General features: G+C 27.4%; 13 protein-coding genes. 5 read left to right on the top strand and 8 right to left on the bottom strand.

The features are described from left to right. Window positions 1-188: 188 nt before the first annotated feature. The 4 genes from AZI32_RS00850 to AZI32_RS00835 all read right to left on the bottom strand — a co-directional run bounded on the left by AZI32_RS00850 (window position 189) and on the right by AZI32_RS00835 (window position 4,812). Entirely contained in the window at window positions 189-1,022 is an 834-nt protein-coding gene (locus tag AZI32_RS00850) for a phosphate ABC transporter substrate-binding protein (RefSeq protein WP_061994029.1), read from the bottom strand. Between the two features lie 147 nt (window positions 1,023-1,169). Next, entirely contained in the window at window positions 1,170-2,000 is an 831-nt protein-coding gene (locus tag AZI32_RS00845) for a phosphate ABC transporter substrate-binding protein (RefSeq protein ID WP_061994028.1), read from the bottom strand. A gap of 220 nt (window positions 2,001-2,220) precedes the next feature. Next, entirely contained in the window at window positions 2,221-3,879 is a 1,659-nt protein-coding gene (locus AZI32_RS00840; protein WP_061994027.1) for a hypothetical protein, read from the bottom strand. Between the two features lie 15 nt (window positions 3,880-3,894). Next, window positions 3,895-4,812, bottom strand: a complete 918-nt coding sequence (locus AZI32_RS00835; RefSeq protein WP_061994026.1) for an ABC transporter permease — start codon at window positions 4,810-4,812, stop codon at window positions 3,895-3,897. Window positions 4,813-5,093: 281 nt separating this feature from the next. Here AZI32_RS00835 and AZI32_RS00830 point away from each other — a divergent pair, with 281 nt between their 5' ends. Further along, window positions 5,094-6,449, top strand: a complete 1,356-nt coding sequence (locus AZI32_RS00830; RefSeq protein WP_082761090.1) for an MATE family efflux transporter — start codon at window positions 5,094-5,096, stop codon at window positions 6,447-6,449. 210 nt (window positions 6,450-6,659) lie between these two features. Here the strand turns inward: AZI32_RS00830 and AZI32_RS00825 are convergent, their stop codons facing one another. Both AZI32_RS00825 and AZI32_RS00820 read right to left on the bottom strand, forming a co-directional pair. After that, a complete protein-coding gene (locus tag AZI32_RS00825) occupies window positions 6,660-7,181 on the bottom strand; it encodes a spore maturation protein (RefSeq protein ID WP_061994024.1) in 522 nt (173 codons plus the stop codon). A 17-nt stretch (window positions 7,182-7,198) separates the two neighbouring features. Beyond that, window positions 7,199-7,774: a nucleoside recognition domain-containing protein gene (locus AZI32_RS00820; RefSeq protein ID WP_061994023.1), complete on the bottom strand. Its 576-nt coding sequence runs from the start codon at window positions 7,772-7,774 to the stop codon at window positions 7,199-7,201. A 300-nt stretch (window positions 7,775-8,074) separates the two neighbouring features. Here AZI32_RS00820 and AZI32_RS00815 point away from each other — a divergent pair, with 300 nt between their 5' ends. Then, window positions 8,075-8,260 (top strand): hypothetical protein, encoded by a 186-nt coding sequence (locus AZI32_RS00815; RefSeq protein ID WP_061994022.1) that lies wholly within the window; start codon window positions 8,075-8,077, stop codon window positions 8,258-8,260. A 103-nt stretch (window positions 8,261-8,363) separates the two neighbouring features. Here AZI32_RS00815 and truA read toward each other — a convergent pair whose 3' ends face one another. Next, on the bottom strand, window positions 8,364-9,101 hold the full coding sequence (truA, locus tag AZI32_RS00810; protein WP_061994021.1) for a tRNA pseudouridine(38-40) synthase TruA: 738 nt from the start codon (window positions 9,099-9,101) through the stop codon (window positions 8,364-8,366). Between the two features lie 223 nt (window positions 9,102-9,324). Continuing rightward, a complete protein-coding gene (locus AZI32_RS00805; protein ID WP_061994020.1) occupies window positions 9,325-10,449 on the bottom strand; it encodes a deaminase domain-containing protein in 1,125 nt (374 codons plus the stop codon). Between the two features lie 551 nt (window positions 10,450-11,000). Here AZI32_RS00805 and AZI32_RS00800 point away from each other — a divergent pair. The 3 genes from AZI32_RS00800 to AZI32_RS00790 all read left to right on the top strand — a co-directional run bounded on the left by AZI32_RS00800 (window position 11,001) and on the right by AZI32_RS00790 (window position 15,836). Further along, a complete protein-coding gene (locus tag AZI32_RS00800; protein WP_061994019.1) occupies window positions 11,001-12,800 on the top strand; it encodes a sigma 54-interacting transcriptional regulator in 1,800 nt (599 codons plus the stop codon). A 132-nt stretch (window positions 12,801-12,932) separates the two neighbouring features. Continuing rightward, complete coding sequence (locus tag AZI32_RS00795; RefSeq protein ID WP_061994018.1) at window positions 12,933-13,994, top strand: M20/M25/M40 family metallo-hydrolase; 1,062 nt, start codon at window positions 12,933-12,935, stop codon at window positions 13,992-13,994. A 408-nt stretch (window positions 13,995-14,402) separates the two neighbouring features. Beyond that, complete coding sequence (locus AZI32_RS00790; protein ID WP_061994017.1) at window positions 14,403-15,836, top strand: YfcC family protein; 1,434 nt, start codon at window positions 14,403-14,405, stop codon at window positions 15,834-15,836. Window positions 15,837-15,928 lie beyond the last annotated feature (92 nt).

Here is a 15,928-nt window from a genome sequence, read left to right as displayed (position 1 = left end):
ACTGTTATAATTTAATTTATTATGCCCAACAGTTATTAACTATATTATATAAAGTCAATGTTAAAGCAATGTTTAGACTGTGTTAATTCAATATTTAGTCCATGTTAAAAATAATTAACATTTCTATTTTAAAATAAAAAATCTATGCACATTTTAAATTGCATAGATTTTTATTTTATTATATCTTATTATGGATTTATTCTTATTGCTCCACTAGATTTAACTATATTTTGACCATCTTCACTTAATATAAAATCTAAAAACTTTTTATCTTCCTGTGTAAAATTTTCTTCCTTATAAATTACTATAAAAGGTCTTGATAATTTATAAGTGTTTTTTAATACATTTTCCTCTGTAGGCTCTACTCCATCTATATTTTGAGGTTTTATAGTGTCATCTATATATTCAAAGGATATATAACCTATAGCATTTTCATTGCTTTTTACAATATTTTTAATACTTCCATTACCATCTGTTATTATTGCATTTTCTATTTGTTCTTCTGGTTTAAAATCTACAATTTCTTGAAAAGATGTTCTTGTCCCTGAACCATCTTCTCTGGATACAACAACTATTGGTTTATCCTCTCCACCAATTTCTTTCCAATTTATTATTTTTCCTGTATATATCTTTTTTAGTTGTTCTAAGGTTAAATTTTCAATACTATTTTTATTATTTGTTATAATTACAATACCATCATAAGCTATTATTTTTTCTTCTAATCCTGAGCTTTTTTCTTTTTCTTTAATATTTCTCGATGACATACCTATATGGGAAACTCCATTTATAGTATCTTGTATTCCTGCTGATGAGCCAATTGCTTGTATCTCAATATCCAAGCCTTTATTACTTTTTTTATAAAACTCTGCTTCCTTTTCCATTAAAGGTGAAACTGATGTTGATCCAGATATTTTTATAGTATTACTACTAGCTTTTTCTTTTTTGCACCCTGTAACTGCAAATACTATACTTATAGCCAATGATGCTGCAATTATACCTTTAATCAACCTCTTTTTTTTCATCATATACACTCCTTTTAATACCTCGTTCATTATATCCATATTAATTATTACTTATTGTTTCTATTTTTTTTACTTATATTCAATATACTTTACATAAAAAAGAGAATTTGGATTTTCCAAATTCTCTGACTTTACTTGGATATAATCTTATTTCAACTTTATTGACCCACTATTTTCCACTATGTTTTGACCTTCTTCACTCAATATAAAGTCTAAAAATTCTTTACTCTCTTCGCTTATTTTATCTTCTCTATAAATTAATAAAAATGATCTAGATAACTTATATGCATTTGATTTCACATTATCTACTGTAGCTTCTATTCCATCAATTTTCTGTACTGTTATACTATCATCTATATATTCAAAAGATATATAACCTATGGCATTTTCATTTTTTTCTACTGTTGTTTTTATATTTCCACTTCCATCTCCTATAGTAGCATCTTGTATTAATTCTTCAGATGAAAATTTTAATATTTCTTGGAATGCATCTCTTGTACCTGACCCATCTTCTCTAGATACAACTACTATTGGAGCATCTTTCCCTCCAAGCTCTTTCCAATTTGTTATTTTTCCCGTATATATATCTTTTATTTGTATCATAGTTAAATTCTTTACTGTATTATTCTTATTAGTTATTACTGCAATTCCATCATATGCTACTACTTCTTCTTTTAACCCTGCTGCTTTTTCTTCTTCTTTTAAATCACGAGAAGACATCCCAAGCTCTGTTACTCCATTTATAGTATTTTGTATTCCTGCTGAAGAACCAACTGCTTGTATTTCTATATTTGTATTAGGATTTTTACCTTTATATTCAGCTGATTCTTTTTCCATTAATGGTGCTACTGATGTTGAACCTGATATTTTTATAGATGTACTATCTGATTCATTTACTTTTGATTTGCTTGAACACCCTATAAGCATAGTTGAAATTATCAATGTTGATGAGACAATTGCTATTAATTTTTTTTTCATGTTAAATTCCTCCTAAAGTAAATAATAAGACACAGTTTTTCTAATAAAAAATTTTATATGAATCTCTTATATAATATATACTATATTATCAATGTTAAAGCAGTATTAAGACTATGTTTAAACTATGTTCAGATTATGTAAAGAAAAATTAACATAAATATACTAAAATAAAAAACAGCTTTAAGATAAAGACATATCCCTATCTTAAAGCTGTTTTATTTTACATTATAATTGGTACATATAGCATAAGTGTAAGCATAGAGTCTATGCATATTAGCGGCGATATAGCAATAGCCAAAACATAATAATCTAAATCAAACTTATATTTTCTATATCCATATATAATTAAAGGTATAGACATAATAAGACATATAATCGTTCCAATCTTGGCTGTAAAGTAAGGCGGCATCATATCTTTATATGTTATGAAAAAAAATCCATTTATTAAAACTGTTTTTAATAAAATCATTAGCATATAGCAAATAATAAATAATGCTTTTCTAACTCTATCACTTAATTTAAATTCTATAACTGATATTATAGATACTATTGATATTATTATTAAAATCCACGAAGCTCCCATTGGTATCATATAAAATGCCCCTGTTAAAATATTTTGTATAGTTATATAAATACAGGTTTTTAAATCTCCATCTCTATAACCTTTAGTAGCTTCTATAAATTTTTCATGGGTCGAAATCAGTTCTAATCGAGCATTACCTTTTTTTACACAATCTACATATGCAATATAATTTCCATCCCTAGTTGGTAATATTGAATCTCTAGAGGTATTAGTATTAATGTTTATTAATTTAGGATTTATTTTGTTCATATATTCAAGTTGCCCTTCAACATATTCCATAGATACTTCAACTATTTGTCTTTGAGTTCTATGCTTTGAGTTACTTACATCTGCACTAAGAATTAGCTCACCGCTTTCTCCTGGCACTGTGCTAAAGTCATCACTTGAATCAAGGTATTCTTCTTGTTTGTTTTTTAATATTCCTGTATTTGGAGGCACAACTATACCAAATTCACCTCTAAACACCTGTTTTATTTCTTGTTCTTCCTTAGATTTTGTAGAATCTATTTCAAAACTATGGGTTTCGTAACTTGGCTCACCTTCATGGGAATATTTAACTACTAAAATACCCGTATTATCTTCAACTACTAATCTAGAATCAAATATTTTTATTTTAGAAGTTTCAGCATCACCAAATGCAAACTTCACATCTGATGGTATTCCATTTTCCACAGTAATATACTTAAACTCTAAAGAATCCTCTAAATATGTTATTATATACTTTCCATCAAAGGAATTTCCTGCTACAGATTTTATATTTTTACCAATATTAACCTTAGCTACCTTATTAATTTTCAAATCAGTAATTTCAACATATCCATCATAAAATATAGCATAAGCTTCATCTGATAACTTTACGAACTCTTGAATATTTTCTTTTAAATTTTCACCTATTATATTTAAATTTTCATCTATCTGTATTTCTTTTATAAATCTATCAGTATCCTTATATATTGAATAGTGTAAATATATTTTTTCATCTTGTTTGTACAAGTTAATCTCTCTAGGAATTTCATTTAATTGTTCAATAGTTTTCTCTTTTAATTCTTTACCTGAACTATCAACAACTTTAATTTTTAAGTCATTGCCACTTTGGTATGCTACTACTGCATTATTATTAAAATCTAACACTGCTGGTTTTTGCTCTATATCTCCTTGTTCTACCAAAATAGCCTTACTCCATTTGTCTGTATGATTAGGAACAATAACCTCACTATTTAATTTATTATGAAATATAAACATACCTATAATAAATATAACCACAAAACCTATTGTTATATATTTCTCTTTTTTCACCCTTCTCACCTCCAACTAATCTATAACAACTTCCTCTGGATCAAATGCATCTCTTAACGCATCACCTATTATATTTAAGCTTAAAGCTAATATAACTAAAATAGCTGATGGTATCATAATTGAGTATGGATAAAATAATAACATTCCTGAATTAATTCTTATTAATCCACCTAATGTTATAAAATAAACAGATGCTCCTAATCCTAAATAACTCAAAGTTGATTCCAAAAGTATTGTTGAAGGTATTTCTAAACTAATCATTATTATGCAGGTACTTAAAACATTTCTAAAAAAATGGTTGCATAAAACTCTTGAAGTACTTGCACCTAATGCTTTAGCAGCTAAAATATATTCTTGTTCTCTAACTTTTAGCAACTGCCCTCTAACTATAAGGGCTATATTGCCCACTCCCCATAAAACCATAGCCATTACCAACGATATTAAGGGACTACCTGTTATACATATTAAAACTACTAGTATTATTATTACGTGTAAACTTGTAAGTATTTCTATTATTCTAACTATAATTTCGTCTATTAATCCACCATAAAAACTACATATTCCTCCAAAAACTACACCTATAGAAATGTTTAAAAAGGTTACTAAAGCAGCTATAATTAATGTATGCTTAGCAGCTAACCACACCCCTGCATATAAATCTCTACCATCTGCACATGTGCCAAACCAATATGTAGAATTTGGTGGACAGTATACATCCTTAAATGTTTCTATATATTCAAACTTTCCAAAAATAGGGCAAATTATCATTGCTAATAATAGCAATATAAATAAGACAACCGCAAATATAAAAAGTTTATTTCTTAAAAGTTTTTTTCTAACAGATGCCCAAAAACTTAGTTCCCCCCTATGATATGCCTCTTGATTATCTTCACAACCTATAATTTCAAATTTTTCTTTCTTTAACTCTAACATATTCCCCCTCCATATTAAATCAACCTAATATTTAAAATAATATCTACCCTTATATAAAAGTATATATTATTTATTTATTCACTTGTTACAAATTTATGAAAGATTTTGTATAATTTGTAAATTTAACATTTTATACTTAGTTTTTTAGTAATTTTTTGAAATTTTATTAAATATTTTAAAATTTTAAAATTAATTATGTTTTTTTATTATTTTGTAAAATTATATCCATTTATTTGATATAATTAGTTAAATTGCTTTTAAAACAGTTAGGGGGTGTTTTTTTGAAAAAAGAGGAAGCTAAAGAAGTTTTGCAAATTGCTGTTCCAGCTGTTGGAGAAATGATATTGTATATGATGACAGGTGTACTAGATACTTTAATGATTGGAAGATATGGAGGACAACTTTCTGTAAGTGCTGTAGGTATATCCTGGGAGATACTTAATGTTTTTGCTAATATATTTGTAATCATGGGAATTTGCGTTGCTATAACCTCTATGGTCTCTAGATTATACGGAGCAAAACAAATGGATACTGCAGAAGAATATGCTAGTATATGTTCTTTTATAGGAATTATTATAATCTTCTTTTGTATAACAATAATTTTTACATTTGCAGATAAAATCTTAAAACTAGCAGGTTGTACTCCTGAAGTCTTATTAATTTCTAAAAGGTTTATTAGAATTGTTTGCATAGGAATGTTTTTTAATATGACAACAAGTTTGCTATCTTCAATACAACGTTCATATGGCAACACTAAAATTCCACTAATAGGTTCTTTAATTTTAATAATTGTAAATTTAACCTTAGACTATTCTTTAATATTTGGTAAATTTGGATTTCCTGAGTTAGGTATTGATGGTGCTGCTATTGCAACGGTTATAGCTCAAATATGTAGCTTTTTATTTGCATTATATTATATTTTAACTAAATCTAAAATTAAAATTAAATTACATTACATTAAAGATATAACTTTTAATAAACTTAAGCATATTTTTAAATTATCTATACCAGCTTCATTGCAAGAAGGCGCTTTTAGTATTAGCCGACTTCTTACTACTTTTATGATAATGAGACTAGGAACACTTTCGTTTTCTGCTAATACCATAACTGAAAGCTTAGAGTCCCTTTCTTATATGCCTGGATGGGGTTTTGCTGTTGCTTGTACGTCTATGGTAGGAAATAAATTTGGTGAAGAAGATTATAAAGGCGCTAAGAGATGTGCAAATAACTGTGCAATTCTTGGCCTTATAGTTATGTTATGTGTTGCATCATTATTTATATTAATACCTGAGTTATTAATAAAACTTTTTATAGGCTCTACAGAAATCGATGTCATTAAACTTGGTACAAAATGCCTAATGATTGCATCACTACAACAACCTACTATGGCATTTTCTATGATTTATGGCGGAGCTTTAAAAGGTATAGGAAATACAACTACACCTTTTAAAATATCGTTATTTACCGGTTGGTGTATAAGACTTCCTTTAACATTTTATTTTATATTTATAAAGAAATTATCAGTAACTTATTTTTGGTCTATATGTGTTATTCAATGGTTTGTAGATGCAATTTTAATATACATTGCATACAGGAAAAATTTTAGTACCTTCTGCAAAAAAGAAGGGGTAAGTTAAAATTTAATTTTTCATAAAAGGGCATTTATAGGAAAACAAGCTCCAATTTAAATTTATTCAATAACTTTAAAATATTTTCATACAAAATGTAGTGTTCAATTCTAAGTGATTCGGAGCATGTCTCACTATTTTAGGTATCCAAGTTTTGGAATGGATAATTTTAAAAGTCAACTTGGAACCCTATAGTATATGCCCTTTTTTATTTAAATTTTATATTAATATTCTAGCTACATTTACTGCAATAAGTACTGCACACATATCCACAAGTAATGCAACCCATAGTGTATGTCTTATTTTTTTTATTTGTACTGCTCCAAAATATACTGCTAATGTATAAAATATAGTTTCTGTAGACCCCATTATTATGGATGCACATATACCTATAAAATTATCTGATCCATGTTGATTTATAATATCAGTAAAAATCCCTATAGCTCCACTTCCTGATAGTGGTTTCATAAGAACTAGTGGTACTACTTCCGCCGGTACTCCAATTTTATCTACACCTGGTTTTACAATTGAAATTAAAAAATCCATTGCACCAGATGCTCTAAATACATTTATAGCAATAAGCATAGCTAATAAATAAGGAAAAATTCTAAGACATATGTTCAGTCCTTCCTTTGCCCCTTCTATAAAACATTCATAAACTTTAACACCTTTAATCATTCCATAAGTTACTATCAATATTATTATTATAGGAATTATTGCTTTAATAATATAATCAAACATAAAATTTCTCCTTTAAACTAAAAATATTTTTGTAATAGCTTGCAAAGTATAACCCCTATTACAGATGCAGAAAATGTTGTGATTATTGCAGGTATTATTATTGCCCCAGGATTTGATGAGCCTGCTGCTGCTCTTATAGATATTACAGTTGTAGGAACTAACTGTATACAGGCAGCATTTAAAATTAAAAATAAAATCATATCATTGCTTGCTGTACCCTTTTCCTTGTTTAACTTGTCCATTTCTTCCATAGCCTTTATTCCAAAAGGAGTTGCTGCATTGCCAAGTCCAAACATGTTAGCTGTTATATTCATAACTATTGCACCCATAGCTTTTTCGTCCTTTGACGCTTCTTTAAATATTCTTTTTAATATAGGTGTAAGTATTTTAGCAAGTTTATTTGTAAGTCCACTTTTCTCTGCAATTTTCATTATTCCACACCAAAGACACATCATTCCTACAAGTCCTACCACTAGGTCCACTGTGGAGCTGGTAGTTGAAATAATTGCTTTTGATATTATTTCTCCATCACCACTTGCCAATCCAAAAATAATTCCTATAGCTAAAATTACAAACCATATTACATTTATCAATATAAAATTCCCCTTTCTTTTTTTATTTTGCATAATAATATGCTAACTTAATTATTTTTAAAGATTATAATTCATGTTTTTCGCCAATAATAAAAAAATCATAGTAAATATATATGTCTAATTTTTATTTAAATTCATTATTTTCTCTTTCTATACAAAAATTTTTAGGTTCTTTTACCTTGAAATTATATTTTTAAGATGATAACATTTTATTATAAGAGTAAATACTATTTTAGATTATTGAATAAATTTAAATGTGAACTTGTTTCCCTATATGACTTTTTTTAAAGGAGATTTTTTATGAACGAAAACAAATTACAATTAGCTCAACAGGATATTGACGAAGCTTTAAATACTATTGAAAAATTAGAAAAAAGTATTAAAACAAGTAATGTTTCTCAGGATTTTGTTAAAAAGAACTTTTTAGAATTAAATAAAAAACTTCAAGATATCGAAGTGTTATTAAAAGAAGAAGGTATTTTATAATTTATTAATGTATTAAATTATTTATGAATACTATAAGGATATTTTAATATATAAAAAAAGAGACTAAATTAATTTAGCCTCTTTTTTACATAAAGTGAAGATATTAATATTCCACATTTCTTAAAAATAATCCTTTTGATTGTGCAATTGGACCTGCATCTTGTCTTTTTTTCATAGTTAATATTTTTTCAACATCAGTATATTTTAAATTTCCTTTTCCAACTGCTAGAAGTGTTCCTACAATTATTCTTACCATATGCCATAAGAATCCATCACCATTTATTTCTATTTCTACATAATCATTATCTTTTTTTATATTTATATAGTTAATAGTCTTAACTGTAGACTTCTTTTTTGATTTTAAAGTTGTAAAACTTTGGAAATCATGAGTACCTATTAAAGCTTCACTAGCTTTTTTCATTGCGTCTAAATCTAAATTTTCATCTATATGATAAATATATTTTCTATCAAAAACATTTCTAAATTTACCATTATTTATTTTATAAACATAAGTCTTAGATTTTGCATTGTATCTAGAATGAAATCTTTCACCGACTTCTTTTATATCTTTAACCACTATATCTTCTGGTAAAAATTCATAAAGATAATCAATCATCATTTCTTCACTTAATATACAGTCAGTATAAAAATTAGCTGTATAATTTTCTGCATGAACGCCTGCATCAGTTCTTCCACAACCAACAACCTGAACATTATGTCCACATAATTTAGTTAATACATTTTCTATTTTTCCTTGAATTGTATTCTCATTATCTTGAAGTCTTTGCCATCCTTTATATCTGCTACCATCGTACTCTATTGTAATTTTAAAATTTTTCATAATCGTTTCTCCTAACTTTCATATCTTTCTTTTAAGCTAAAAGTAGTATAACACATTTAGTTGTACACATATACACTTTAAACTTACATCTTAATATGAAATCTTTACGTTCAACAAGAAATACATTTTTCCTATATGCCTTATATTTTTAAAGCTGGTCCATAAGTTAAAATTAGAATTTGTATATTTTTTTAATCTTTTATTTACATAACCATTAAGGATTCTATGACTCTTTACTATATTTTTTAATATATTTTACCTGCACATCTATATAGGGATGCTTTTTCATAAACTGATTAATTACAGAGTAACAGCTTGGACAAGGTTCCCACTTACTATATAAAGTAAGATTACCTTCATCTTTCAAAACTTTTTCTTCTATTTGTTTATGTATTTCCTCAAGTATCTTTTTTTCACTATCATTAACTCTGTCATATCCTATTCCTATTTTACCTAATTTATTAACTTTACTGCTTTTAAAAATTGCTTTTTCCAGTGGTGGTGCACTGCAATAATTCCTTATCTCGTTACTTCCACTGATTGCTCTAAACTCTTTACCATCATATGTTGCTAATGCTATATTTATAGAATCCTGTAGAGTTTTACTTTGATTTATTTTAAATGCTGTCTTTTCTTTCTCATCAGCTTTCATATATTTATTTATATTTTTTATTAACCGTTTCATTCTTGGTATGTTATTACTTAAATATTCATGATACTCTATAGTGCCTTTTTTTGCTTTGATATACTCATAATTTATTCTTTCAGGTATTTCTATAGATATTGTTTTAATTTTAGTTTTAGCATTGTATTTTTCTTTTACACCTCCTTTTCTAATAAGTATCATTTTTTTCAGTAGTTCAATATCCTTTGCATAAATATATTGTTTATCTAATTCCTTTTCTAATTTTTCTAATTTAATTTTCTCTTTTTCACTTATTAATCCAGATATCTTATTTGATACTTTTTCTATGATATTTATCATATTTCCAATATTATCTTGAATACTAGGTTCTTTTTCGTATTCAATTCTATCTATGCTTATCTTTTTTATTGTACTTATCTTTTTACATAATTTATTATGTTGATTTTCAAATAATACCATTTTGTTTATGTAGTCAATTAAATCTTTAATATCATTTGCTCTATAAGTAATCTCATCTTCACTAATATATGTATACAAACTCTCTATTAAACTATTATCAACTTCAAAAGTTTTTGCAATTTCTACTTTAAATTTTTCTTCGTCAAATTCATTTATCTTATATCCTTCTTTTTTTAAGGCATCCTTAAAGTCATTCAAATTATTAATGTCTATTCGTTGTTTTTTTATTCTCTTTGATATCATGTTTTTTTGTATTGAATTCACCCCATTATTTTTGTTATATGTAAAGTATTTTAATTACTTAATTTAAAAGCAAAGAAAAAAGTGCTCTATCCAATAAGATTAGCACTTTCTCTAATACTAATAGTTTATGGTATATGTAAATCTAATCCAATAGCTCTAATGTTTAGCTTTGTTCTAAATCACTAAACCCCTGTTACTTATATCATATCAAATTTTTGTAAAAAATAAATATTTTTTAATTATATAGGGTTCCAAGTTAAGTTTTAAATTTTTCTAACCATTCCATTAGCTCATCCCCCTATAACAATAGTATAGTAACTACTAAATTTTAAAACCTCTCCTTTGATGCACAAATATGAGAGGTATATATCTCTCTGCTAATCAAACTAAAGTAACTATCTTAAACATATATTTCTCTAAAAATATTTTAAATCCCTTTATGCAATTCATAAAATTATAACAATATATAACATTTAAAATAAAGAAACGTTTTTTAAAATTTCGTGATAATATAATATTATATATTATCAAACAATTTAGAGGTGAGAGTATTGAAAAATATAATTTTAATCACTGGTACAGAAAGTACAAGAATGTTTTTACATAGTCAATTAGAAGAGTATTTTAATGAGTTTGCCACCATTAAAAGCTATGCTATATATGAAAGGGCTATTAATGAACCCATTCATGGAGATCTCATTGTTTTTTCTAGCAAACCTATATATGATGCTATAAATATAACCTTAAATAACATTCCATGGATTATAGCTAATAAAACTTTAAACTATTGTAATATAGATAAACTTCTTTTTTTAAATAAAGAAAGTAAAGTGCTTATTGTAAATGATGCACAAGATTCAAGTTATAACTTAATAAACCATTTAAAAAATTTAGGAATAGATCACATTCAATTTATACCTTATTATCCAGGTATAGATAAATATGAACCTTGTAATATTGCTGTAACTCCTGGTGAAGTTGATAAAGTTCCTAGTGAAGTTAACACTATAATAGATTTAAAGTGTAGTCTTATTGACATGAGTAGCCTTATTGAAATAATGCGTGGCATTGGATATTACGATGAGAGAGTAAAGGATATTTCATCTCGTTATATTAGAAAAATAATAGAAATAGGTAAAAAATTAGCAGTAAGAAACAATGAAGTAATAACCTTACATAGAGATTTAGAGAGAGTAGTATTACATTTAAATAGTTTTCAAGTGGAAACTCAAAAAAAGTTTTCCTATAAAATAAAAAATTCTACTTTATTAAATACAGTAGGAACTGATATTAAAGAAGAATTTGTAAAAAAGAGATACTATGCAAAATATACCTTTGAACATATTATAGGAAATAGTGAAAAAATAACCCATGTTAAAAACATATCAAAAAAACTTGCAAGAACAAATCTTTCCATATTAATTGAAGGAGAAAGTGGCACTGGCAAAGAACTATTTGCTCAAGCTATACATAACTATTCTTTTAAAAATGATGGCCCCTTTATTGCAATAAATTTTAGTGCATTACCTAAAAACCTAATTGAAAGTGAACTATTTGGATATGAACCTGGTGCTTTTACAGGTGCTAAAAAAGAAGGGAAAATTGGTCTGTTTGAGCAGGCAAAGGGCGGAACTATATTTCTAGATGAAATAGGAGATGCCCCTTTAGACGTGCAAACAAGATTATTAAGAGTACTTCAAGAAAAAGAGATAATGAAAGTTGGTGGAGATAGAATAATACCTATTGATGTACGAATAATTGCAGCCACTAACAAAAACCTTTTTAAACTAATTGATGAAGGTAATTTCAGAGAAGATTTATATTACAGATTAAAAATGGGCTATATAATTTTACCTCCTTTAAAAGATAGAAAAGAAGATATATCTGAAATAATAGACGAATTTTTTATACGCAAAGGTAGCAAATTAGATGTTTCGAGTAAAGTTATAGAAATTTTGAATAATAGGCAGTGGAAAGGAAATGTAAGGGAACTTATAAATACCTTAGAATATTCCTATGAGATTTGTGATAGTTGTTGCATAAAAGAAGAGCATTTACCTTTAGACTTTATTAAATATCACAAGCCTACTAATAAAATTTCTAACAGTGAGATAGATAATGACCTTAAAACCATATTAACGGAAATATATTATAATAAAAATAAAAATGTAATAGTCGGAAGAAGATTTTTATCAGAATTATTAAAGGGAAAAGGTTTTAATTTTAGTGAGCAATCTGTCAGAAGTAAACTAGACAAACTGCAAAACCTAGGACTTGTGACAAAAAGCAAAGGGAAAAGTGGTACAAAAATTTCAAGTAAAGGTGTTGAATGGTTAAAACAAAATGGTTAACCTATACAATACAAACCAATAAAACAACCAAAATAGCTGTAAATTTAAAATTTACAGCTATTTTTTATTTGGCACGATTTTTGCTTGTATAAAACATGTTAGATTTTATCTAAAATTAAGGAGGATTATATTATGAATTGTATTGAACTTACAAAAGAGCTTATAAAAATCGATAGTTCTACCCTAGAAGGTGCAAATAAAGCTATAGATTTTTGCAAAAATCTACTTTTAGAAAATGAACTAATACCAGAGGTACTTGAAAATGAATGTCAAAAAATGTTGGTTTGCACTATAGGAAAAGGTGATAAAAAAATAATATTAAATGGTCATTTAGACATAGTTCCTTTTAAAGAAGGCCAGTTAAAGCCTTACGAAAAAGATGGCAAGCTTTATGGTAGAGGTAGTGCAGATATGAAGTCTGGATTAGCTTCTATGTTATGCGCATTTATAGAGTTAAAAAATGAAAATTTACCTTGTAAAGTGGAGCTTCACTTAGTAACTGATGAAGAAACTGGCGGAGATAAATGCTCAAAATATTTAGCTGAAAAAGGATTTAGAGGGGATTTTGTAATTTGTGGTGAACCTACTCAAATCGGAATCGGAGTTCAAGCAAAAGGTGTACTTGAAATAAATATAGATTTCTTTGGCAAATCAGCTCACGGTAGCAGACCATGGCAAGGAGATAACGCCATAATTAAAGCATATAAGAGCTTTGAAAGGATTTTAAACCTTCCATTCAGTAAAGAAAAGTCAGAACTTTATGATTTTCCATCAATTAATTTAGCAAAAATATCTGGTGGAGATGTATATAACAAGGTTCCAGACTACTGCAAAATGTACCTTGATATAAGATTTTTACCTGAACAAAATGCAGAAGAAATATTAAAACAAATTAAGAGTGTGGTTGAAACAGAAATACATGTTCATGAAATTAACCCGCCAGTCACTACGAAAGTAGATAATGTGTATGTTAAAGCACTTACTAAATCTATAGAAAAAATTACTGATACTCCTGTTAATATATTTGGACAGCACGGCTCTGCAGATACAGTTTACTATTCTAAATATAATATACCAGCTGTAGAGTTTGGTCCTTCAGGTGCAAATTGGCATGGCGATGATGAATATGTGATTATAGATTCTGTTTGTAAATATAAAGATATAATTAAAGATTTCATATTAAATATTGGTTAACACCAAATGGTTGAGGTATCCAATATGAACCAATAAACCAAACCAAAAAAACTTATAATTTCAACTTAAGAATTTCAAACATACTTTTTAAAGGAAAATTTGATATTATTTATTACATTTATAATAAATTTTTACAATATTTTTCTCTTAATTATAAATTTATAGCTATAATTTTATATAATTTACATTTGTAACTGATGAATTTATAGCTATAAGTTATATTGGCATGGTTTTTGCTTTAATAACTGTTATAACTTAACTAAAATTTTAATTTAAAGCAAATCAATTTTTATATTTTTACATATTGGAGGTGAAAAACACAAGCCACAGTAAAACTTACAATACAAACCATACCTTATATTATTAAACATTGGACTTATAATTTTTAAAAAACAGGGGGATAAATATATGAATATGAAAAAGAAATTCAAAATGCCAACGGCATATACTATTCTGGCTTTTATAATTTTATTAGTAGCATTCCTTACATGGGTAGTGCCGGCGGGACAATATAATTATACAGGCTCTACCGAAACAAGTTTGCAGCCTATTCCTGGCACATATCATACAGTTACTTCAAATCCGCAGGGTTTTAAAGATATCGTTTTAGCTCCTATAACTGGATTTTCTGATGCAATAGACGTTATAATTTTCGTTATTGTAATAGGTGGTTTTTTAGGTACAGTTATGAAAACTGGAGCAATAGATGCAGGTATAGGCAGGCTTGTTAAGAAACTAGAAGGAAAAGAAAAATGGCTTATACCCCTAATAATGTTCTTCTTTACACTTGGAGGAATAACCTTCGGTATGGATGAAGAAACACTGGCATTCTTCCCAATACTGATTCCAGTATTTATTGCCGCCGGGTATGATGCAATTACAGCTGTTGCTGTTATAAAGTTAGGTTCAGGAATGGCAACTATAGCATCTTTAACTAATCCATTTGCTGTTAGTATAGCCTGTAAATTTGCTGGCATTTCCATGGGGGAAGGAATTGGACTTAGAATAGCTCTTCTTATTATCCTTGTGGGATTAGGTATGTTCTGGACTATGAAATATGCTGAAATGGTAAAAAAAGATCCAACTAAGTCATTGATTTATCATTTATATGATGAGCATAAAGAACATTTCCTTGGTGATGAAAACGAAAGAGAAATTCCTGAATTAACAGGTACTAGAAAACTTATACTTGCTATATTTGGATTGACATTTTTAATAATGGTAATTGGAATTATTCCATTTAGTGATTTAGGTATTACATTGATTCCAACATTAGGCTGGTGGTTTGGTGAGCTTTCAGGATTATTCCTTGTATCTAGTATACTTATTTCTGTAATAGCCAAAAACGGAGAGTCAAAATTTGTACATATCTTTATAGACGGTGCACGTGATCTATTAGGGGTTGCTTTGATAATAGGCTTAGCAAGAGGTATTACTGTTGTAATGAATGCAGGACATATTTCTGATACAGTTTTACATTTAGGTGAAGTTTGTCTTCAAGGAAAAGGTTCTGTAGGATTTACTATATTCACTTACTTATTTTATTTACCAATGTCATTTTTAATTCCATCAACTTCTGGTCTTGCAACTGTTACTATGCCAATTATGGCACCTTTGGCAGACTTTTCTGGTGTAGCAAGACATATAGTAATAACTGCTTATCAATCTGCAAATGGAATACTAAGTTTATTTGCACCAACATGCCCAGTTATTATGGCTGCATTAGCTATAGCCAAGGTACCTTATGAAAAATGGCTAAAGTTTGTATGGAAACTTGTAGTACTAACATTTATTATTACCCTTGGACTTTTAGTGTTAGCTATGTTTGTATATAAACAATAGTAATGTACATTTAACTTTTTATTTCTTTAGTAAATTTTGTTGTCGTATCAATTTCAAAAAAAGATATTGATCTTGATAACTAATCAAATTAA

Origin of the sequence: Clostridium sp. ATCC 25772 (assembly GCF_001573875.1) — a bacterium.
Classification (GTDB): domain Bacteria; phylum Bacillota; class Clostridia; order Clostridiales; family Clostridiaceae; genus Clostridium_J; species Clostridium_J senegalense.
Note: the sequence above shows the minus strand (reverse complement) of the source record. Positions and strands in the feature narration are given on the sequence as shown.